Origin of the sequence: Ruegeria sp. ANG10, from assembly GCF_040705255.1 — a bacterium.
Taxonomy (GTDB): domain Bacteria; phylum Pseudomonadota; class Alphaproteobacteria; order Rhodobacterales; family Rhodobacteraceae; genus Ruegeria.
In genome coordinates this window covers 563,567-584,504 of record NZ_JBFCVU010000001.1, presented here as the reverse complement: position 1 = coordinate 584,504, position 20,938 = coordinate 563,567, and the positions used below count along the sequence as shown (strand labels likewise).

The window sequence follows — 20,938 nt, the reverse complement described above, 5'->3', positions numbered from 1 at the left end:
AATGTTTGACATCCTGAAAGATCGCACCTTTCGCCACCTTTTCGCGGCGCAAGCCGTGGCACTACTGGGAACAGGGCTGGCCACCGTGGCACTTGGCCTGCTTGCCTTCGATTTAGCCGGGGATCAGGCCGCCATGGTGCTTGGAACAGTCTATACGATCAAGATGATCGCCTATGTTGGCGTGGCACCGATAGCTGCAGCTTTTGTGAACCAGTTCCCCCGCCGTGCAGTGTTGGTCGCGCTTGACTTGGTGCGCGCGGGGGCAGCTTTGTGTTTACCCTTTGTAACGGAGGTCTGGCAGGTCTACGTGTTGATTTTCCTGCTACAATCAGCCTCGGCGGCATTTACTCCGGCATTTCAGGCCACGATCCCAAGTGTGTTGCCGGACGAGGCGCGCTATACCCGCGCATTGTCGCTGTCGCGGCTGGCCTATGATTTAGAGAACATCATTAGCCCAACCCTTGCAGCTTTGCTGCTTGCCGTATTGAGCTACAACACGCTCTTTTTCGGGACGGTTTTTGGCTTTATTGCCTCAGCTCTGCTGGTGGTTTCGATCCTGTTACCCAATCCCGAAACTGCCGAACGCAAAGGTATCTACGACCGCACCACACGGGGCATCCGTATTTATCTTGCGACACCACGATTGCGCGGATTGCTCGCTTTGAACCTCACTGCTGCCGCTGCTGGGGCGATGGTACTTGTGAATTCGGTTGTGCTGGTACGCGGCACGTTAGGCCTGTCAGAAAGCGCGTTGGCCTGGGCCATGTTTGCATTTGGGGCAGGTTCCATGTTGTCCGCCCTTGTCTTACCGCGCCTGCTTGATCGCATAGCTGATCGCCCTGTGATGATTGCGGGAGCTACCATGGCGATTGCTACACTTATGGTACTGGCGATACTGGTGATGAGTTTCGGCGTAACATGGCCCATCCTACTCGGGGCGTGGCTCCTTGTTGGCATCGGCTATTCTGCGGTACTAACACCCTCTGGCCGCTTGTTGCGACGATCGTCTCACGAAGCCGACCGCCCCGCCTTGTTCGCCGCGCAATTCGCACTTAGCCACGTTTGCTGGCTGGTCGCCTACCCTTTGTCGGGATGGCTGATGACCTGGCACGGTACCGTTGAAGCGTTGCTTGCTCTTGCTTTGACTGGTGCCATTGGCATTTTTTGCGCCCTGCGCCTTTGGCCTCGTGACGACCCTGAAACGCTTACGCACACTCACGGAAATCTTCCACTGGACCACCCACACTTGCGGGGGGAACGGACGCACACGCACGCCTTCGTCGTTGACGACGAACATCCGCGTTGGTCGCCAACTCTTTGATCTGAAGCCGTGGATTTAAAGACCGGCCCGAAGAGAAATTTTTGATGCCATTGGCTCTGGTTGCAGTCCTCCGAAATTTGGAGTCGATGAAGAGAAAAGACGACACATAAACTCTAGCGGAGGGAGCTGAGACTTGTATGAATGCCTGCTTTTCGTCCCAAGCGCAGCAGTCACAGTTTGACCACATTGGACCAGTAACCACCCGTTGTATGAGGAAAATTGTATTACCTCTTGTTGTTGCCTCAGCCGCGTTTGCGGCATGGCAGTACAAGCTGATGAGAACTGCAAACCAACAGCTTGTTGTAGCCGAGCAGCGGGTTACAGATGCAATTTCTGCCGGAACCAATAACCTAAATTTCAGCGACCTTGTCGAGCTTCGGAAGTTGCCAGTCAACATCGGCGATGTTCCAAACTTAAAATACCTGAATGCACGGGGAACCAGCTTAAGCGATCTGACCGGGTTGGAAGGTAACGCGACGCTCGAACATCTTGACGTTAACATGACACGGGTTTCCGATCTCAAACCGCTTCAGGGCTTGCCGAACCTGAAGCTGGTTTACCTTCATGATACCAGGGTGTCTGATGTGTCGCCCATCGCAACAATACCTTCACTTGAGCGCCTTGATATTGGCACGACACAAATTGACACGCTGCGGCCTGTTACACAGATTGAAAGTTTGGCCTGGTTGAATCTTCATAACAGCCACGCGCTTGATGGGTCGCGTGAGCACTTTGCCATCCTGGAGGGGCGTCCATTTCTTGAGTTGTCAGGTGGGAGCGCCTACCGCCAAGATTATCGACCAGGTTGGCAGTACAACGCTATGCAGCGCCTGTCGCGTCTGAGAGAAGAACTTGGACTCTGATCACCGTCCGTTCAAAGGCAACGGAATCTTCTCTAAAAGCGAAAGCGGTACTTCACAAATCTGCAGACAATTTCCGCTCAATCCGCACATCGGGCATTTGCCACCTAGCCCTGAATGTCCGGAAGCTGAAAAAACCGGCGCGGCTGTGCTGCGCAAAACCAAACCGTGCGTTCACTTTAGAGCGAGGATATTAGCCAGGGCTCAATTTAAAAACTATAGGCTTTGGCTTGGAGGTTTATTCTTGCTGGTTGCAAACCACCCGAAGGGCAAGTTGTGAATCACGGTCTCGTGACTGCGCCAGTACTTCGTCTGATAAAACGAGAAATTCAAACTAACCTGTTTCAGGCAGCATGTTCTTAAGTCGCGAAATTGTCGATCTGCTCACGCCCAACATCCGGCCTATTTCCGCGGCGGTCTTGCCCATGGACAGCAATGAAAGCGCTTCCTCGCGCTCCGTTGCCGTCAGTTTCTTGGGGCGGCCTTTGTTCAGACCGAAGGATCTGGGGCGATCCTCCACGGTGCGGCTTTCCAGATCAGCGAGCCCGAGCTCATAGTCGATGACACCAGACAAGATCTCCAGAACTGTTTCAGCCCGCCCGCCTTCAGTATTGATCCAAGGCTCGGCCATGGATCGAAAGTCCGCCCCTTTTTCGTGGATCAGCCGCAACAAATTGACCAGTTCAGCAATGGAGTCAGCAATCGCTGAAAGACGCGATACCACAATGACATCTCCGGCAGAAACGTCCAACAGGAAGGCTTCCAGAGTTTCCTCCCTGTCATTTCCCTCCTGCGCCGTGTCGCTCCAGACACGATCACATCCCTGTCGCTTCAGCTCGCTCAGTTGAACCTCGCTTCGGTACCATTTTGAAGATACCCGCGCATATCCGATTTTTACCATTCTAAATCAAGCTCATAGAATTAGGTTCATAGTAAGTTCTTGACTTTTGCACGCCATTATGAACGATTATTTGCACGCAGTTCTGCACGAATATAGCGCTGAACCTGTGCAATGACAATCGACTCAACGAGTGACCGGGACTCAATGCAGCATTCTTTTACAGAAGCGCCCAGAGATGCCAGCCTCTATAATGAGGACTTGGCGCCGGTTCCCGCTGAAAAGCGTGATTGGGGCTGGTTTGAGTTGTTCAATGTCTGGGCCAATGATGTGCAATCCTTGTTCGGATACACATTGGCCGCCTCTCTGTTTTTGACTTACGGGCTGAATGGCTGGGCCGTGTTCGCAGGCATCGTGCTGGCCGGGTTCATCGTCATGGGATTGGTCAATCTGATCGGCAAGCCCAGCGTGAGATATGGTATCCCCTTCCCGGTCATGGCCCGTGCAAGTATGGGCGTGCGGGGCGCGAATTTCCCGGCTTTGATCCGCGCCGTCGTGGCCATCTTCTGGTATGGCGTGCAAACCTATTTCGCCTCGACTGCGCTTGCCTTGGCCATGGTCGCATTGATCGGAACACAAGGGCCTCCGGTCTTTCTGGGTCTCAGCGCAATAGAATGGGTTGCCTTTCTGGCTGTCTGGTCCTTTCAGATTGCCCTGTTCTGGAACGGGATAGATCCGATTGTGGGTTTCCTCAACTTCGCGGGGCCATTCGTCTATGCGGTGATGGTGGCGCTAGCCGTTATGATCTGGATTGAGGCAGGTAATGATCTATGGCGCGAGCTTGGAACGATCTTTCGCGGAACCGGTAGCTATCAAGGCAGTCAGCTGGGCGCATTCGCAGCCGTGGTCGGCACGATGATCGCCTATTTTGCCGCCGTCGTGATCAATTTCGGGGATTTCTCACGGTTCGTGCGTTCGGAGCATGAAATGCGCAAGGGCAACCTGCTGGGATTGCCAATCAATATCGCGTTCTTTTCACTGATCGCCCTGATCGTGACCGCAGGAACCGTCGCGATCTGGGGCGAGGCATTGACCAATCCCACCGAGATCATCGCGCGGATCGATTCATTGCCGTTGACGATCTTGGCGGCAGTAACCTTTTTTGCGGCCACCGTTGGGATCAACCTTGTGGCTAACTTTATTCCGCCCGCTTACGATCTTGCTAACCTGATGCCCAGCCGGATCAATTTCCGTGTCGCAGGTATCATCACATCGGCCTATGCGCTGGTGATCGGCGGTTTGTGGGTGTCGACCATAAGTCAGATCGGCATTCTGGGCTTTGTCAATACGCTGGGGGCCGTTCTAGCCCCGGTCTACGGCATCATCATCGCTGATTACTATCTGGTCAAATCCGGCAAGCTGGATGTTGATCAAATGTTCTCAGCGGCGCGCGACGGGCCTTACTTTTACAGCAATGGCTGGAACATGGCGGCAATCGTGTCGTTCATCCTTCCGGCCATATTTTCCGTTCTCACAGTCTGGGTCCCCTTGCTGAGCACACTTTCAGGCTTTGCATGGGTGATCGGCGCAGGATTTGGAGGTGTGTTCTACTGGGCAATTGCAAAGCGCTGACCGGCTGAGACCTTAGCCATTTCGATGCCTGAAGGCAGCGAAACCGATCACCACTAGGCGTGGTCGGCCAGGGAGGATTTGTCTCAGTGGCAGGCTGAAATGTGAATGAACGTCGCAACCCTGCGACGGCAACGGTTCGGGCCACACGCCCGAAGCGAAAGGCGGCTTTTGTCGCAAACTTCGGGGGCATACCCCGGGCATCAAAACGGGAGGACCATTATGGTAACCGCAGCAACATCTGCCGAAAGTGCAGGCACAACAGATCCGGAAGACGATACGCTTAATCCGGTGTCACCCAACGAAAAAACATGGGGCGCGTTTGCGATATTCAACATCTGGGCAAACGACGTCCAGTCATTGTTCGGTTATTCGCTCGTCGCGTCGCTGTTCATCTCATACGGCGTTGGCGGCTGGACCGCCTTTCTGGCGCTTATTGTGGCCGGTTTGTTCGTCATGTGGATGGTGAACCTGTCCGGCGCGCCGGGCGAAAAATACGGCATTCCTTACCCGGTTCTGGCACGCGCCAGCATGGGCACAGCAGGGTCCAAGCTACCAGCGGTGTTACGCGCCACGGTCGCCGTGTTCTGGTACGGCGTTCAGGTTTATTTCGCCTCAACCGCGCTGTCACTTCTGATCCGTTCGATCACCGGCGCGGAAGGCGGGGCCGAGATGCTGGGCCTATCTGGCATCGACTGGTTCGCCTTCTTCATCGTTTGGGTGTTTCACATCGTCATTTTCTGGCGCGGCATGGGCTGGGTCGAAACGTTCCTCAACTTCGCTGGGCCTTTCGTTTATGCGGTGATGATCGGCCTTGTTATTGTTCTCTGGCAGCGTTCGGACGGGCAGCTTCTGAGCGCAACTGCAACGATCTTCGCCAACCCAGAAGGTACTTTTGGCTCTGAGGTCAAAGGCTTTATCGCCATCTTTGGCACCATGGTTGCCTACTTCTCGGCTGTGATGATCAACTTCTCGGATTTCTCACGCTATTCCCGCGACAAGGCGTCCATGAAGGCGGGCAACCTCGCTGGTTTGCCGTTGAACATGATCCTGTTCTCGGCTTTGGCGCTGCTGACAACCGGTGGTGCGGCCGTAGTCTTCGGTGAGGAGATCATCAACCCGACCGAGATCGTTGAAAAGACCGATAGCGTTTTGCTGGGCATCATCGCCGCCATCACTTTCTTCGCCGCTACGGTTGGTATCAATCTTGTCGCGAACTTCATCCCTGCGGTGAACGGCATCGCAAACCTCGCCCCTGGGAAAATCAGCTTCCGTCAGGCAGGCCTGGCCACATCAGTCTTTGCACTGATCATCGGTGGCCTGTGGACGGCCATAATCTCAAATATTGGCATCGCCGGGTTCGTGAATACGCTGGGCGCAACACTGGCACCGATCTTCGGGATCATGATCGTGGACTATTTCATGATCCGCAAAGAAGAACTGAACCGCGACGACCTCTACAACATGGAGGGGGGTGAGTATCATTATGGCAATGGTTGGAACGACTCGGCACTAATCGCGTTCGGCATTGCATCGGTATTCTCTGTCGCCACAGTCTGGGTCCCGGCCCTTGGAATTCTGTCTGGTTATGCTTGGATCATCGGTGCAATCCTCGGCGGCGTTGTCTATAACGCCATGGCCAAGAAGAAGATCTAAGCGTTTTGAAGCAAGTGGTGGGCAATCCGCCCACCACGACATCCCTAGCAAGCAATTTGGACGACTTGGGCCACAAAGCTGCGAAGAGTTCGTGGCAGACCTATGCACTTTCCGCGTCAGCGAATGCTGCAAGTGCAATGGTAGGCATTCGCCACGTGGCAGATCAGCAGGAACAGGCGCCTTCGGCGCCTGATCTGCAAATCAGCCCTGATTTTCCCAATTCCGCATTTCGCACATGCAGCGGACCGCAATCCGAACAAAGCTGCCATTGTGAAAATCAGGTCGCTTCCCCATCTACTAATATCCGGCTGGGTCGTTCGGGGTGTGTAGCAATGTGCCTTCAAACGCGTCGAGATCGTCCGTCATTTGCAGCCAAAGCAACTTGCTTTGCTTGTTGACGTGAAAAGTCGGTTTGAAATCTTCCGGGTTTTCGAGCGACGCAGCGTAGAGGTGCATGCCACCCGGATAGTGATCGGCTTCAAATCCAATCGGTGACCCGCACGTCCCGCAAAAGTGCCTGAAAACGCCTTTGGAACTTTCATAAGTACGGGGTTTATCACCGGTCCACTCAAAGTTCTCTATTGGCACACCGAACCACGCAACCACCGGCGCGGCACAATTCCGACGGCAGTCATCACAGTGGCAATAGCATGCCCATGTTTGATCACTATGGTAGACCCAGCTTGTTTTTTTACACAGACAATACCCACGCGTCGCCATTCAATTTTCCTCCAAACCTCCGGAAATATAGGACGCAGGCGGTTTTTGAGATGGATATTTTGGGACGTTTCATCAGCGGAAAACGTCGGAATTTACGGTCGATTTGGGCTCGACGCTGCTGTTGTCTGCGATGTGCTCTGACTGGTCGAAAGAGCCCCAACCTGCCGTTGATCCTATTTCCACCTTTCGCACATGCAGCGGACCGCAAACCGCATAAAGCGGTCGTTCACAGTCCAGGGCTGGATGGCTTGTGAGCGGACAATGCCGACGATCATCAAAGACTGGTGAACGGCCACCTAGGCCTGAGATTGCAACCAATCAGAAAACACTTGGGCGGGTTCTGTGGTGGTGGAACGTTGCGGGCGGACAATGAAATAGCCGTAGTCAGGGAGTTCGACATCCGAAAGGCGGTACAATTTGTTGCTCTCCAGTTCGCTTTTGACAAGATCATCCATCAAAGCAATGCCTTGACCGTCAATCACAGCCTGCACGCGAACATTCGGATCAGCCACGATCAGTGCATCTCTTCGTGTTTGTTGCGGAAGGTTGGCGACGTCCAGCCAACAAGACCATGCGTTGCTGTCGTCACGATCGCGGAGCAATGTAAAGTGCGAGAGCGCCGCCTTCACTCCGTGCCTTTCTATCTGCTCAACCGCGTGAGCGCCGCCAACAGGATAGGAGCGCAGGGGCAAAAACGGTGTCGCGACGTCGTCCCCGAAACGGCCATCGCCCCATCTGATCGCAAGATCAACGTCTTGCATTTCGTATTCCGAGAACTGGATCATAGGCTGAATGCGCAGTTGCACGTCCGGGTAGCTTAGCATGAAAGACATCAGTCGCGGCGACAGCCAGCGGGCGGCGAAATAGGTTGAAACACCGACTGTCAAGGTTTGAGAGGACATTCCCTTTAACTCTTGAATGTCGGCTTCGATCTCTTCGTATCGGGTCTGGCAGGCCGCCAACAGCTTCAGGCCTTCGCCTGTCAGGACAACCCCCCGGCTCGTTCTCTTGAATAGCGACATCCCAAGATCAACCTCTAGCGTCTTGATCTGATAGCTGATCGCACCCTTGGTCATGTTGAGCGCTTCTGCCGAAGCTGAAAAACTGGAATGCTTGGCGATTTCGGCAAACAAGCGAAGCAGATCATGATGGTGAAACAGAGTGGGCATAAAAAACCGTACAAATTTTTTGAACACAATGAAAAGAAAATTTCGATTTTCAGACCTGCAATCGTGCCCAATATAAGATTCAGCTTTGAAGGTTGGAGATGTAACGTTGGGAGAATTGAACGCAGGTATAACGGGTAGCGCGTCAACCATTCAGCGTACCAAGGCACGTCGAGGGCGCTTGACGCGTCACAATACACCTGTGGAAAGCGTAATCTTCTCTGGCCGCAAGATACCTGCGTACAACTTGCTGAGCGAAGCTGCTTTGTCCCGGATCGAAGATCAGGCGGACTGGATATTGCGCGAAATAGGCGTCGAATTTCATGGTGACGCCACAGCGTTGGAGTTGCTCGCGGCTGCAGGCGCCAAGATCAACGGCAAGCGGGTGCGGTTCGAGCCGGGCCATGCCCGCGAGCTCTGCGCCACCTCCCCCAGCGAATTCCAGTTGCATGGCCGGGACCCGACCAGAACAGTGACGCTTGGGGGCGATAACGTCGTGCTGATGCCCGGGTATGGTTCTCCCTTTGTCAGTGATCTGAAGAATGGTCGGCGATACGCCACGCTCAAAGACTTCCACAACTTTGTGAAGCTGGCCTATAGCACGCCAGCGCTTCACCATTCTGGCGGGACAGTTGTTGAACCGACGGATGTGCCTGTGAACAAACGACATCTGGACATGATGCTGGCGCATCTGACCCTGTCGGCCAAGCCTTTCATGGGATCTGTTACCGCCCCTGAACGGGCGCGTGACAGTATCGAAATGGCAAGGCTGGTCTTTGGTCGCGACTTCATGGATCGCAACGCGGTGATGCAGGCGAACATCAACGTCAATTCGCCACTGATCTATGACGATACCATGACGCGCGCTTTGCGCATCTATGCTGAAGCGAACCAATGCGTCTGTATTTCGCCTGCCATATTTGCTGGGGCGATGGGCCCGCTTTCGCCCGCTGCTGTAGCCGCGCAGACCCTGGCCGAGGCGATGGTCGGAATCGCGCTTTCGCAACTGGTCCAACCTGGCTGTCCGGTGGTGTTCGGATCCTTCCATTCCAGCATGAACCTGCGCACCGGCGCACTGACCTTTGGCTCGCCCGAGGCCAACATGACCACAATGGCGCTGACTCAACTGGGCCGTCGACTTGGCGTCCCCGTGCGTTCTGGCGGCGGGCAGATCACATCTTCCAACGCACCGGACGGTCAGGCGATGCAGGACAGCGCGGGTGCTTTATGGTCCACGCTTTTGTCCGGTGCGCATCAGGTTTGGCATGCGGCAGGCTGGCTCGAAGGCGGATTGGTCATGTCATATGAAAAATTCATTCTGGATCTCGACCATTGCGGAGCAATGCTAAAGCTCTTGCAGGGGTTTGACACCGACGACGAATCCTTCGGCCGCGATGCCTATCGCGAAACAGGTCCGGGACAAAATTTCCTGTCCACCAGCCATACACTTCGCCACTACACAACCGCGAACTTCGAACCCCGGATATCCGACGCAGGCCCTTACGAAACCTGGTCGGAAAACGGATCGCTCAGAGCCGATCAACGCGCCACCGCACAATGGCGGCAGATGTTGGACAGCTATCAACAACCCGAAATGAAACCCGGCCTAGCAGTTGCACTCGAAGACTTCGTGTCAGAGCGCAAAGCCGCGATGCCGGACGAATGGTACTAGAAAGGAACGCCATGACCGAAGATCTCAGCCGCACTTCTGCCCTTGCCTCGCGCCACACGGCCCTGGGATCGGGGCTTGAGGATTGGAACGGGATGGGCACGGCCTGGACATACAACACCGATCCAAACGATGAACATGACGCGGTCCGGGAACGGGCTGGCATGTTCGACATGTCGCCGCTGAAAAAGGTGATGGTGCGGGGCGCAGAAGCGCAGGAGGTGCTGGATCATCTGACCACGCGCGACCTTTCGAAACTCGCTCCGGGGAAGGCGGCTTATCTCTGCGTACTGACCGAACAGGGTGGGATCGCGGATGACGCCATTGTTTCGAACAATGGGGGTAACGAATGGATGATCGTGCATGGTTCAGGCGACACCATGGCGCTGCTTGAGGCATCGGCGGAAAGCCGTGATGTCGAAGTTCAGTTTACCGATGATCTGCACGATCTGTCGGTACAGGGACCAGCCGCGCTGGAAATCCTAAACGCAAATGCGGATATCGACCTGGCCGATCTGGCTTATTTCGAGCACGCGCCCGTGACGCTGTTCGGCCATGCCTGTCGCATTTCGCGCACCGGTTATTCAGGCGAACGCGGGTACGAGATCTTTGCCGATGGGTCCGTGATCACCGACATTTGGGACAAACTGGTCGCAGCGGGCGTCATGCCCTGTTCCTTTACCGCGCTCGACAAGGTGCGGATCGAAGCAGGCCTTTTGTTCTACGGTTACGACATGACCGAGGACAACACCCCTTGGGAAGTGGGCCTGGGCTTTACCATCAGCAAGTCCAAGCCTGACTTTCGTGGCAAATCCGCAGTATTGGCCGCGCTAGGCAGTGAAAAGATCACCAATGTATGCCTCGATATCGACCATTCGGACATGGTCGAAGGTGGCGAAACGCTGTCCTTGAACGGAGAAAGCGTTGGGCTGATCAACAGCCCCAGCTATTCGCACCGCCTGGGCAAGTCGCTGGCATTGGCCCATGTTCAGACCGGATTGACCGTCGGTACAACCTTGAGCGTTAAGAGCGAAGGACTAGAAACAACAGCGACAATCGCCGCTAACCCAATCTATGATCCTGAAAAGTCACGCACTCATAGCTAAAGCCGTGGAGACGAGCGCAAAGAGCGGCCACAACGGTCGCCTTTGCACAATTTGACTGTATTCGATCAAACCTCCACCAAAGCAGCCGTTCATGACTTCCGCAGCATAAGTAACAATGAGCTCAGAGCAGCCGTTCGTTGTGCGGACAAAGTAGCCGTGCGGTTTCAACACCCAGTGACTACCTTTTGATGAAATTAGTCTAATACCATTGGTGCCTTTCAGTTCTCGGGCGTATACCAAATTGGCGAAGTGTACGCGCGTTCCTGCGTTGACGTCGGAACCTCCGCGGGTAGTTCGTCTCCGAACCGAACGGAGTCGTAAATTGTCCACCTCGGTGTGGGAATTTCCAAGACACGGGCATAGTAGAAAGCCCTAACTGAAGGATCGAAATTAGGATCCTTCCAAACAGTGATCAGCTCTGGAGACCCTATAGAATTGGTAAATGTGCCCGTTGCAACATCCACGGTGTTCCCCACCGCTGGCAGGTTGCCGTCCGCATCAGGTTCTCGGTCTCCCGACCAAGCCACGTCATAGACCCGCTCTTCAGTTTCGCCGCTGGAATTTAGCCAACCTTTCACAATCTGAACGCGGTCGAGATTGCCGGAGAACGGATCTTTCAGCGCAGCAACCAAGAAGGTTGGGGCGTCCGCGCCTTCTGTCGCGTCTGCGAGGTCCCCACCCATCGGAACGCCTTTTTCATATCCTATTTCTGCGGGCAAACGAGACCTTGCATCAGCTTCCGTAAAGTCCCAACCACCAAAGAAACGAACCGCGATGCGACTACCGGTTGTCCCGTAAACTTCTTTCCGTTCCATGGCGTCGAATATGGCTTCGCGTGTGTTGTCCTGAGCCCAGACCGCTGCATAGCCAGAGGCTGCCATTTCCCACCCGAGAATCCTCAAGGCATCGAACTCACCAACGACATGCTGCCAACGGCCAGGTTCCGGCTCGACACCGGAGTGTTTGCCAAAGAAATTGTCTTCTTCCGCCGTTGCCAAAGCCGTATGGCTGTCAGTCGAGCCCACTACTCCGAACTTGTATGGATTGGTGCCGAGCTGAGCCTCTAGTTTGAGACCATTCTTCAAAGCCTCGCGCGCGTATTCGTACTGAAGCATCCAGTCTTCTTTGGGCGTCGGACCCAGATTGGATTTATCCCAGGTTTCATAGTCGGCAAACTCATCGTTCGGGCTGAGAAAAGGGTGAGTTTCTCCGTCACCCTTGATCTGGGTGATCTCATACATCGGCTCCCACTTAGCACGCCGCACTGCGTAGTCTTCGGTCAAAGGCTCGCCCGTTTCCGGGTTGGTTTCCACCGGAAACATCAGGCCGTTTGAGACGTTGCCGTTGTGGGCAAGGGCAAGTACACGGCCGCCGGTCTCTAGTTCATAAGTTTCCATCCAGTCCCACAAACGTTCGGGATTAAAAGTTTCTGCGGTTGTGAATGGCAGCATCTGCCGTGCGCGAATGGCATCATCTCGGTAGATCACGTTGCGGTGGAGGTTGTTGCCTCCTTCTGTGGACGTCCATTCGTACCCGATGAACGCAGTGAATGCGCCGGGGTCGTTGTGATGATCCGCAGTTTGCGTGAATTCGTCCCAAACGGATTGTACGAACCTGCGATCTGAAACAGCCTCGGGAAGAGCATCACCGGTTATACCCGCAAAGGTTTCTATGACTTCCATTGTTGCGCCGAGAGCAACATCTCCACCGGCGTTTAGACGTTCGTTCCAGTCTCGAAGTGTTGGATCACGCATCAGGGTAGAATTCCCTGCGACGATCTCATTCATGGCGCCCATGGCGTCCGAGTGATCGGATACGACAAGCCAGTCGAGGGGACGCGATAACTGCACCCGAAGGCCGTGCGACGTAGTGACTTCCTCACCGCGTGCAAATCTATAAGCATCGTCTGGGCTCAGGATGACGCCAAACCCTCGCGCGTCGAGCGAATTTGACGTGTGCAAGTGAGTGTCACCCCACAGAGGTCGTGTAGGAAAGTCTCGACCTGCATAAGGTGAGAAATCAGCGGGCGCGGGTTCGCGCATATCATCAACCGATATGGTCATCTCTCCGACTTGCCCGCCTTGTACGGCCTCTTGAGCATTTGAAGAACTTGATATGAATGCTGCGGAAACTATTGCTGTCGATGTCGTCAGAAAAAACTTCATTTGAACCTCCCAGACGCGCTTAATGCCAGCCTATGGCAACATCTGAGCCGACTGTTCGTCAAGGAAAACAACGGTTTTTCTTAGATGAGCTCAAAAGATCTCAGGAGAGGTTCGACTAGTCCGGGGCCGCAGCTTCGCCCTTACCTCTGGTGCTCAGCCGCGGTGAAAAAGTACAGCAATGAGACGACGTTATTGACGACTGGTGACTTGGTTCGTCAGTCTTGAGTCCGTGATCTTGATTGGAGACGTTGTTATGAAGTGGTTATCGCGAACATTCCTGCTGTCCTTGTCTCTTCTATTTGCCACGGGCGCTTCAGCTCAAGATAAACCCAACATCGTATTCATATTTCTAGATAATTTTGGTTGGGGCGAACCTGGGTTCAATGGAGGCGGCATAATCCGAGGTACAGCGACCCCCGAGATGGACGCCCTCGCTGCGGAGGGGCTACGACTCACAAACTTCAACGTGGAAAGCCAGTGCACGCCGTCCCGTGCAGCGACCATGACAGGACGATACGGTATCCGAAGCGGCAACCACACAGTCCCACTGGGCGGCGGCGTCTACGGCCTAACTCAGTGGGAAATCACGATGGCGGAGATGCTAAAGGATGTGGGATACAACACGGCCATGTACGGCAAGTGGCACCTTGGCTGGACCGAAGGACGCTATCCAACGAATCAAGGATTCGACGAATTTTACGGAGTTGAGACCACTGACGTTACAGTCTGGCGCACGCTTCCGGGATTTGCTGAAGCCAACTTGGAAGAGCCTGTTGTGATGCAGGGTGTTGCAGGCGAGCCAGCAACCATCGCGCGGGACTACGATCTCGACTATCGCGGCGAGATAGACGGCGAACTGACGAAAAAGGCTATCGACTTTATCGAAGCGAAGAGTTCCGAAGACGCGCCGTTTTTCATCTATCTTGCATATACGCAGACCCACTATCCAAATATCGCGTCCGAGGAGTTTGATGGCGCCACTGGAAACGGCGTCTGGGCAGACATTCTGCTTCAAACAGATAGCTATATCGGACGCATCGTTGATGCGATTGAAGCGGCAGGCGTTTCCGACAACACCGTGGTGATATTCACCGCTGACAACGGCCCCGAAGCTCTTCCGGTTGGAAATGCCAACGTCTCGCCGGTTCCTGCTGTACATGGTACAGCCGGGCCTTGGCGCGGCACTCTGTTCACCAGCCTCGAAGGAAGCATGCGTGTACCCTTTGCAATCAAGTGGCCGGGAAAGATCCCTGCCGGTTCAGAAAGCAACGATGTTGTCCACTCAATGGATCTCTATCCGACACTTGCAGCTTTTGCAGGGGGCAAGGTGCCTGATGACAGGGCCTTTGATGGTGTCGACCAGTCAAAGTTCTTCCTTGGTGCCCAACCAAACTCAAACCGAGAAGGCGTGATCGTCTACATGGGTGAGCAGGTATTCGGAGTAAAGTGGAAGGATTGGAAAGTTCTTTTCAAAGAGAATACGACTGCTTTTGGTGCAACGGAGTCTTTCGACACACCACGGGTCTACAACCTTTTGAATGATCCACACGAGCGTGAAAGCGTACTTTTCCCGCACACATGGGCAGCCGAAAAGGCGCTGCCGCAGTTGCAGGAGCACATTGCAACTTTCGAGGAACACCCTCCAATCCCACCGGGAACGCCTGATCCGTACGAACCACCCAAAAACTGAACGGCGGCTTTGTCCGCAAAGCCGTCATTTGTCACCTAGCTCTGAATGTCCGGAATATGCGGTTCGCGACGTGCCGCACATGCAAAGGAAGGAAGCTAGGTCGACGGCGGCTTAGGGCTCATCTGCTTGTCCGAACTCGCCGCAGAGAAAGTCGGTAGTGAGCCCAAAGATACAGCGGTTATTGGCCGTTATTTTGAGCTTTGGTTAGATCTCGCGCGTGCTTTCAATCATCCACTCAAGATATTCACCGTTGGCTTGGTCAACATCAATCGAGAGAATACTGGGCGTCTCATAAGGGTGCATCCTGCGGATCGCTTCAACGACAACGTCAAAAAGCTCTTTTCGGGTCTTCAGCAGAAGTGGGACCTCCCGCGCGGTTACGATTTTTCCCTTCCAGAGGTATTTACTGCTAGTTGCAGTGTAGCGGTTCGATGAGGAAACCAAACGCTCTTCAAGAAGCCTGTCAGCGATCTGGTCAGCGACTTTCTCGGATGGGCAGTTGACCCAAATTTTGACTATCATCTGCAATCTCACAAACGCCAAACCTGAGTTCTTAGTCTAACACGGGACCATTCCGACGCCATTGCACTCCTACAACGTATCACCGCCATCTGCGTACCACTCAGAGAATGTCCGGTTTACGTGGTTCGCGACTTGCCGCATGAACAAAAGACCCAGGTGTGATCAAGGTCGGTAAGGGCTCTTACGTCCAATCGGCGCCAACCGAAGCAAATGGCAGCAGTGAGCCCTGAGCAGACATTTCCGTCGAATTGGGATGCTGCCCGTGCACTAGGCAGCTTGCGACGCAATGCAGCCATTCAGAGTGCCATTTTCCGGGGTTTAGAATTGTCCTTTCGCCGCACTTAGGTTCGGCATTCGAGAATGCGCAACTTTCCCTTTATTCCCAATACAGCCCGAACTAATGTCAACGGCCCATAGCTGCCGGGTAGCCGGTGATTGCAGTGCTGCAGCGCGGTCCGTCGGGCCGGTCATTCGCGGCAACAGCGGAATCAAGGAATGCTCGAACTTTAGCTTCGCGGTTTAGTGAAGACCTGAACTTCAAGTTAATCAACCTCCGATCTGGGCCATTGTAGCTTGAACCGCGTAGTATCTTTGAGCGTTAGGTGGGTGCGTCCCTAGAAAGCGATCACCAGGATCGGGAACTCGTGCGAAGTAGAGCGCACCTTTGATGGGATCATATCCTGCTTTGTAAGCTATCACCGTGCCTAGCCGATCAGCTTCCAGCTCAAAGTCCTTTGAGTAGCTGCGCCCACCAACAAAGGCTCCAAGATCCTGTGCTGCGGCAATGTCATTCGTTCCAGTTCCGGCGATTGTTGCCAGACCGGCAAAAATGATCGCACCAGCGGCCGCGTTTTGAGCACGGCGCGCCAAGTGCCCTTGAATGTGGTGAGCAGCTTCATGCGACATAACAAATGCGAGTTCATCGGTATTGTTCACATCTTTTATGAGAGCCTGGGTCATTGTTATTACCGGGCGCCCCGACTTGCTTAGACTCTGATAGGCGTTAGAGGGTGCTTGCGTGTTTGAATGAATGCGGATCAGGAAATCGCAATTCACGCCCTGAGTGCGGCGGCGACATTCTCGCTCTGCCGCGGGCTCAACTCGAGAGGCTACTTGACGAAATCTCACTTGTGCCTGCTGTGAATTGACCGGGGTGCTTACGTGATCTGGTTTTGGGATGGGTGCTGAGGGAGGAGGCGCAGTTGACACGCATCCCGCCAGCATCAAAATGGCCAATACCAATACAGTTCGCGTCATTAACACGCCTTTCCAACAAATTAGAGCACTAAAACAGAGTCGGTAATTTTCGATACACCAACATCCAACTCCGAGATTAAGGCCTGTGTGAATTGATATTCAATAACAGAGGAGATTGTCCGTAGTGGCACCCCGATTCAGCCGTCGCCAAAATTGAAAGCACCGCAATTGGCCTTGAAACGAACGGGCCAATTGATCCGCGAACCTGTCACCAGCGACCTGAGCCGCGTTGAACAACGCATCAACCGCCGCTATTCCCGCTGCCCCACGGCTTGAAACCTGTCTGCCTCGCGGCAAAGGGAATGCTCAGGTCGGCGACCGCATCCAACCAAAAACGATCATTAGAAGCGGTTGCAAAAATGGGAAACTGACCTGAGTTTCATAATTGCACCCTTGTTTACTTGATCTGGCGAACACGATCTTCAGCCCAACAATTTTGCATGTGCCAGTCTTCAAAAAGTTTGGGTACTGCGCAGAAACGTTGGGTTGGTTCGTTTGGTGGATACCGGCACCGAGGCAAATAACTTCACAACATGAGTGTCGGCGTTGCGCAAGCCAACAGCGAATAATGCTGCAAAATTAACGTGTTTCTGATACGCCTATTTTGATTTTTACTAATTTGTTTTTGGTAGGCTGGCACAGCCGAAATCGTAGTGGGGAGAATTCTATGTCTGCAACTGCCCGACGCGCCAAAGCAGCCGCGCGATCAATCCGGAAAGTCGAATCCTTCTTTACAACTTACCATGCAGCGGTGAGAGAAACACCTGCGGTCGCTGATTTCACATTTGGCAACCCGCACGAAATGCCTTTACCCAAACTCATCGATGCGCTGAAGACACACGCCGAACCTCAGAGCGTCGATTGGTTCGCGTACAAGACCAATGAAGCAGACCCGTGTGCGTTTCTGGCGGACGCGTTATCTGAGGAGTTGGGTCTACCTTTCCAGACGGAAGACATTGCGTTGACCAAAGGCGCCTTTGGGGCGATCAAGATGTGTTTCACCATGCTTCTTGAGCCCGGAGACGAATGCATCGTGCCATTGCCGGGCTGGTTCTGCTATGGGCCGATGCTGGCCGCTGCCGACGCCAAAGAGGTACAGGTGCCTCTGGATCCAGACAATTTTGACCTCGACCTTGAGGCGATTGCCAGTGCCATTACGCCACGTACCAGGATCTTGGTTGTCAATACGCCGCACAATCCGACAGGTCGCATATATTCGCGTTCTGATCTGCAACAGCTGGCCGACCTACTCGAGGTCAAGTCTGCCGAGATCGGTCATCGAATTTGGATACTATCCGACGAACCTTATCGCCGCATTCGGTTTGACGGCATGGGCTTTACGACTCCTGCTGCTGTCTACCCGCACACGCTGATCGACTATTCTTACGGGAAGATTCTCCTCGCACCGGGGCTGCGCCTTGGGTACCTTGCGATCTCTCCAACCTTACCTGAAGCGGAACGAAAAGAGCTTCAAGCTCTGCGGTTTGCCGTACAGATGGCGGATGGATGGAATGTTCCAGACGCTCCATTGATCTATGCGCTGCCGGATCTTGAAAACGTCTCAATCGACATTTCTGCACTAGCTCGTCGCCGCGAGCGAATGCTTGGTGCATTGGGTCAATGGGGATACAGGATGACGCAGCCAGAGGGTACCTTCTATCTGTGGGGGCAGGCCCCGGGTGGAGACAGCGGTGCTTTCGCCGAATTTCTTCAAAAAAGTGGAATCTACGTGATGCCCGGAACAGTCTTTGACCGCCCAACGGACTTTCGTATTTGTCTTACCGCTACTGACGAAATGATAGAAAACGCATTGCCCGCATTTCAGGTGGCCATAACTCAAATGCAGGAATGAGAATTGGTGTCAGCTCGAGTTTTTGGCGTTTCCATTGAATGACAGCATATTGAGCATTGCTGTCGTTAGATAAGATCAACAATGCAACCGCAGCGAATGGCGGCTTCGTGGCCCCTTTTGCTTTTTGCGGTTTGACAAAATGGTTCAATCGCAAATGGCGGCAGGCCTTCTTCCCCTCACTTTCCCTTCGTGGGCCCGCGGGATTTGGACAAGCCAAACGCCCCTGGCCGTCAGGGTGAGGGCGCGGCCCTCCCCCTCGGGCAACCCTCTTAGACAGGGCCGTGTCCTCGGCTGTGCCTGCGGGCCGCACCACCCCTATCGAATAGCATTGCCTCGCCCCCTCCCGCGTTCGCCACGTGGCAGATCGGCAGAAACAGGCAGCTTCGCTGTCTGATCTGCAAATCAGCCCTGATTTTCCAAAAGGGAAGCCAGATCAAACGAAATTCTCTGCGGGAGTATTAAAATGGGAAATTTGAGTCAGTTTAAGACGCGAAGGCCAAAATCAATTGATGTCCAACATCGAGGGTGCCTTCCGATGTCGAACGTTCACCCCGTTTCTGGTCCAACTGTGACGGTTGGGTCAAGTTCGTGTGACGTTCAACAGGATATGTGGAACGTCACTGATATTTGACTCAATCGACAGACAAAACCTCAATAAATCGGCCAATCACGTCATTCATTTCTGACCCAATCGTCAAGCATTTCTGACCCAACACAAAATAAGCGACCCTTCATTCAAGTTACGGCAAATGTCTCGAATGAGCCCACAGGAAAAGTGCCTGTTTTTCGCTGCGCGCGCTTGCAGCACGAAAAACGCTGCACCGCCGTGTAAATTTCATTTGCAACGCGGTAAAGATTGCGCCATTCGCGTCGGCCACAGTGAATCTGAAAACGCGGTTTCACAAGCCGGAGATTCACGCAAGGTCGAAGAGGTCGACCGTTTCGCCCATTTCCGAACATGCAGAGTGATCCTCTAAACTTGTAACAACGCTGCCTCGACCCCTAGAGCAATGCCAAGCAATGCGTGGTCTTCGCCAGGGCGTCCGTCGATCTCAAGTCCAACGGGTAGATGGTTGCTATCCGGCCCCTTTAAGGGAAGCGATATCCCGGGGGCACCGTATACACCGGCCGCGGCGACATTCCGCATGAAGATCGGCAATGTGGGCACACGCTCACCATTCAATAAGACGGTTTCATCTGAGCCCACAATTGGCGGCGCTTCTAGTGGTGCAGTGGGAAACACCAGAGCATCCAGACGGTGTTCAACCAAGAGCTTTAGATACTCGCTCCGAATGCCGTCAATCCTTGCGATTGCATTGCGATATGCGTCTTCTGTCGGCGCATCGTTGCCCAGGACAGCGTTGAGGTAAGTGTCCTTCACGTCCTTGCTTGCAATTCTGGCGACAACATTCTCAAAGCTTGGGCCAGGCTTGTGGTGCAAGAGAAAAGTTGTCATCGCGCTTTTCATTTCATGGAAGCCGACTGGAAATCCAACTTCAAAAGCTGCTGCGCTGATCGCTGACATGTCGACTGCAACAAGGGCGGCGCCAGCCCGCTCGATCCTTTTGAGACCACCCTGTTCAGCAGTGGCAACACTGGCCGACAGGTTTTCCATGTAGGAATTTGGCATCCCCAGTCGAAGTCCGCTTATCTGGCGGGCGACCGGCATGTGTCGATCCGTCATCACGGCGTAGAGAAGCGCAACGTCCTCAACCGTGTTTGCCATTGGTCCTGCAACGTCAAAGGTTGGGACAGAAGGTACAATGCCCCGTTGATCCACGAGCCAGGTCGTTGGCCTAAAGCCGACGACGCCGGTCAGAGCGGCCGGGACCCGAACCGATCCGGCCGTATCTGTGCCAAGCCCTCCTGATACGATGCCGGCGGCGACCGCAGCCGCAGTTCCGCCCGAAGACCCGCCGGGGATGCGCGTCAGATCAGCCGGATTTCGCACGGCTCCAAACGCAGTGTTGTTGGAGGTCACGCCAAAGGCAAGCTCGTGCATGTTTGCCTTGCCGATAATGATTGCGCCCTCAGACATCAGGTGAGAAACAACCGTGGAGGATTCTGTCGCGACATAATCGATCCCCGGGGTTCCGGCCGTGGTACGAAGCCCTGCAACATCGATATTATCCTTGATAATTAGGGGAACACCGGCCAACCGCCCCGCGCTATCGCCATGGGCAACCAATTCATCGACCCGGCGCGCGTGGGCCATCGCGCTGTCTCGGTTGAGCGAAATAAAGGCATTAACGTCGCGATATTTCTCCGCACTGTCAAATGCCGCGTCCACAAGCGATTGCGCTGTCATCGTACCATCTTGCACGTCGTTTGCTGTTCTGGTGATCGAGAGTGCCATCTGCTTCCCCTTGCACCGGGCGCGTCAAGCATACAACTACTTGGCCGGTCGGACCAATTGTAGAACCCAATTAGGTGTCCGTGCATTTAATGGTTAACGGGACCCTTTTGAGCAAACGCTGCATGGTCAAC

Annotated in this window: 15 protein-coding genes; 8 read left to right on the top strand and 7 right to left on the bottom strand. The window is 54.2% G+C overall.

Translation table 11 applies throughout. The features are described 5' to 3' along the window. Window position 1 precedes the first annotated feature (1 nt). Window positions 2–1,321: an MFS transporter gene (locus AB1A64_RS02670; protein WP_366549984.1), complete on the top strand. Its 1,320-nt coding sequence runs from the start codon at window positions 2–4 to the stop codon at window positions 1,319–1,321. Between the two features lie 137 nt (window positions 1,322–1,458). Continuing rightward, on the top strand, window positions 1,459–2,184 hold the full coding sequence (locus AB1A64_RS02665; protein WP_366549983.1) for a leucine-rich repeat domain-containing protein: 726 nt from the start codon (window positions 1,459–1,461) through the stop codon (window positions 2,182–2,184). Window positions 2,185–2,515: 331 nt separating this feature from the next. On the opposite strand, the gene AB1A64_RS02660 is transcribed toward AB1A64_RS02665, so the two are convergent. After that, on the bottom strand, window positions 2,516–3,082 hold the full coding sequence (locus AB1A64_RS02660; protein ID WP_366549982.1) for a recombinase family protein: 567 nt from the start codon (window positions 3,080–3,082) through the stop codon (window positions 2,516–2,518). A 144-nt stretch (window positions 3,083–3,226) separates the two neighbouring features. Here AB1A64_RS02660 and AB1A64_RS02655 point away from each other — a divergent pair, with 144 nt between their 5' ends. Both AB1A64_RS02655 and AB1A64_RS02650 read left to right on the top strand, forming a co-directional pair. After that, complete coding sequence (locus AB1A64_RS02655; protein ID WP_366549981.1) at window positions 3,227–4,651, top strand: NCS1 family nucleobase:cation symporter-1; 1,425 nt, start codon at window positions 3,227–3,229, stop codon at window positions 4,649–4,651. Window positions 4,652–4,870: 219 nt separating this feature from the next. Continuing rightward, entirely contained in the window at window positions 4,871–6,304 is a 1,434-nt protein-coding gene (locus AB1A64_RS02650) for an NCS1 family nucleobase:cation symporter-1 (RefSeq protein WP_366549980.1), read from the top strand. Between the two features lie 297 nt (window positions 6,305–6,601). Here the strand turns inward: AB1A64_RS02650 and AB1A64_RS02645 are convergent, their stop codons facing one another. Further along, window positions 6,602–7,024, bottom strand: a complete 423-nt coding sequence (locus AB1A64_RS02645) for a GFA family protein (protein WP_366549979.1) — start codon at window positions 7,022–7,024, stop codon at window positions 6,602–6,604. A gap of 296 nt (window positions 7,025–7,320) precedes the next feature. Then, a complete protein-coding gene (locus AB1A64_RS02640; protein WP_366549978.1) occupies window positions 7,321–8,343 on the bottom strand; it encodes a LysR substrate-binding domain-containing protein in 1,023 nt (340 codons plus the stop codon). Window positions 8,344–8,371: 28 nt separating this feature from the next. Between AB1A64_RS02640 and AB1A64_RS02635 the strand changes: the two genes are divergently transcribed. Together AB1A64_RS02635 and AB1A64_RS02630 are read left to right on the top strand one after the other, a co-directional pair. After that, window positions 8,372–9,862: a trimethylamine methyltransferase family protein gene (locus AB1A64_RS02635; RefSeq protein ID WP_366549977.1), complete on the top strand. Its 1,491-nt coding sequence runs from the start codon at window positions 8,372–8,374 to the stop codon at window positions 9,860–9,862. Window positions 9,863–9,873: 11 nt separating this feature from the next. Next, window positions 9,874–10,965, top strand: coding sequence for an aminomethyltransferase family protein (locus tag AB1A64_RS02630; RefSeq protein WP_366549976.1), 1,092 nt, complete (start codon window positions 9,874–9,876; stop codon window positions 10,963–10,965). Window positions 10,966–11,183: 218 nt separating this feature from the next. Here the strand turns inward: AB1A64_RS02630 and AB1A64_RS02625 are convergent, their stop codons facing one another. Then, window positions 11,184–13,130, bottom strand: coding sequence for a DUF3604 domain-containing protein (locus tag AB1A64_RS02625; RefSeq protein ID WP_366549975.1), 1,947 nt, complete (start codon window positions 13,128–13,130; stop codon window positions 11,184–11,186). A gap of 253 nt (window positions 13,131–13,383) precedes the next feature. Between AB1A64_RS02625 and AB1A64_RS02620 the strand changes: the two genes are divergently transcribed. Then, window positions 13,384–14,820 (top strand): arylsulfatase, encoded by a 1,437-nt coding sequence (locus AB1A64_RS02620; protein ID WP_366549974.1) that lies wholly within the window; start codon window positions 13,384–13,386, stop codon window positions 14,818–14,820. A 204-nt stretch (window positions 14,821–15,024) separates the two neighbouring features. Here the strand turns inward: AB1A64_RS02620 and cutA are convergent, their stop codons facing one another. Beyond that, window positions 15,025–15,342 (bottom strand): divalent-cation tolerance protein CutA, encoded by a 318-nt coding sequence (gene cutA, locus AB1A64_RS02615; RefSeq protein ID WP_366549973.1) that lies wholly within the window; start codon window positions 15,340–15,342, stop codon window positions 15,025–15,027. A gap of 546 nt (window positions 15,343–15,888) precedes the next feature. Next, window positions 15,889–16,566 (bottom strand): M48 family metalloprotease, encoded by a 678-nt coding sequence (locus AB1A64_RS02610; RefSeq protein WP_366550250.1) that lies wholly within the window; start codon window positions 16,564–16,566, stop codon window positions 15,889–15,891. A gap of 637 nt (window positions 16,567–17,203) precedes the next feature. Between AB1A64_RS02610 and AB1A64_RS02605 the strand changes: the two genes are divergently transcribed. Next, complete coding sequence (locus AB1A64_RS02605; protein ID WP_366549972.1) at window positions 17,204–18,451, top strand: aminotransferase class I/II-fold pyridoxal phosphate-dependent enzyme; 1,248 nt, start codon at window positions 17,204–17,206, stop codon at window positions 18,449–18,451. A 973-nt stretch (window positions 18,452–19,424) separates the two neighbouring features. Here AB1A64_RS02605 and AB1A64_RS02600 read toward each other — a convergent pair. After that, window positions 19,425–20,807: an amidase family protein gene (locus AB1A64_RS02600; protein WP_366549971.1), complete on the bottom strand. Its 1,383-nt coding sequence runs from the start codon at window positions 20,805–20,807 to the stop codon at window positions 19,425–19,427. Between the last annotated feature and the right edge of the window lie 131 nt (window positions 20,808–20,938).

Excerpts from the sequence above, each read along its gene's own strand:
- AB1A64_RS02670 (WP_366549984.1), top strand. The coding sequence starts at position 2 with ATGTTTGACATCCTGAAAGATCGCACCTTTCGCCACCTTTTCGCGGCG.
- AB1A64_RS02665 (WP_366549983.1), top strand. The coding sequence starts at position 1,459 with ATGAATGCCTGCTTTTCGTCCCAAGCGCAGCAGTCACAGTTTGACCAC.
- AB1A64_RS02660 (WP_366549982.1), bottom strand. The coding sequence starts at position 3,082 with ATGGTAAAAATCGGATATGCGCGGGTATCTTCAAAATGGTACCGAAGC.
- AB1A64_RS02655 (WP_366549981.1), top strand. The coding sequence starts at position 3,227 with ATGCAGCATTCTTTTACAGAAGCGCCCAGAGATGCCAGCCTCTATAAT.
- AB1A64_RS02650 (WP_366549980.1), top strand. The coding sequence starts at position 4,871 with ATGGTAACCGCAGCAACATCTGCCGAAAGTGCAGGCACAACAGATCCG.
- AB1A64_RS02645 (WP_366549979.1), bottom strand. The coding sequence starts at position 7,024 with ATGGCGACGCGTGGGTATTGTCTGTGTAAAAAAACAAGCTGGGTCTAC.
- AB1A64_RS02640 (WP_366549978.1), bottom strand. The coding sequence starts at position 8,343 with ATGGTTGACGCGCTACCCGTTATACCTGCGTTCAATTCTCCCAACGTT.
- AB1A64_RS02630 (WP_366549976.1), top strand. The coding sequence starts at position 9,874 with ATGACCGAAGATCTCAGCCGCACTTCTGCCCTTGCCTCGCGCCACACG.
- AB1A64_RS02625 (WP_366549975.1), bottom strand. The coding sequence starts at position 13,130 with ATGAAGTTTTTTCTGACGACATCGACAGCAATAGTTTCCGCAGCATTC.
- AB1A64_RS02620 (WP_366549974.1), top strand. The coding sequence starts at position 13,384 with ATGAAGTGGTTATCGCGAACATTCCTGCTGTCCTTGTCTCTTCTATTT.
- cutA (WP_366549973.1), bottom strand. The coding sequence starts at position 15,342 with ATGATAGTCAAAATTTGGGTCAACTGCCCATCCGAGAAAGTCGCTGAC.
- AB1A64_RS02610 (WP_366550250.1), bottom strand. The coding sequence starts at position 16,566 with ATGCTGGCGGGATGCGTGTCAACTGCGCCTCCTCCCTCAGCACCCATC.
- AB1A64_RS02600 (WP_366549971.1), bottom strand. The coding sequence starts at position 20,807 with ATGGCACTCTCGATCACCAGAACAGCAAACGACGTGCAAGATGGTACG.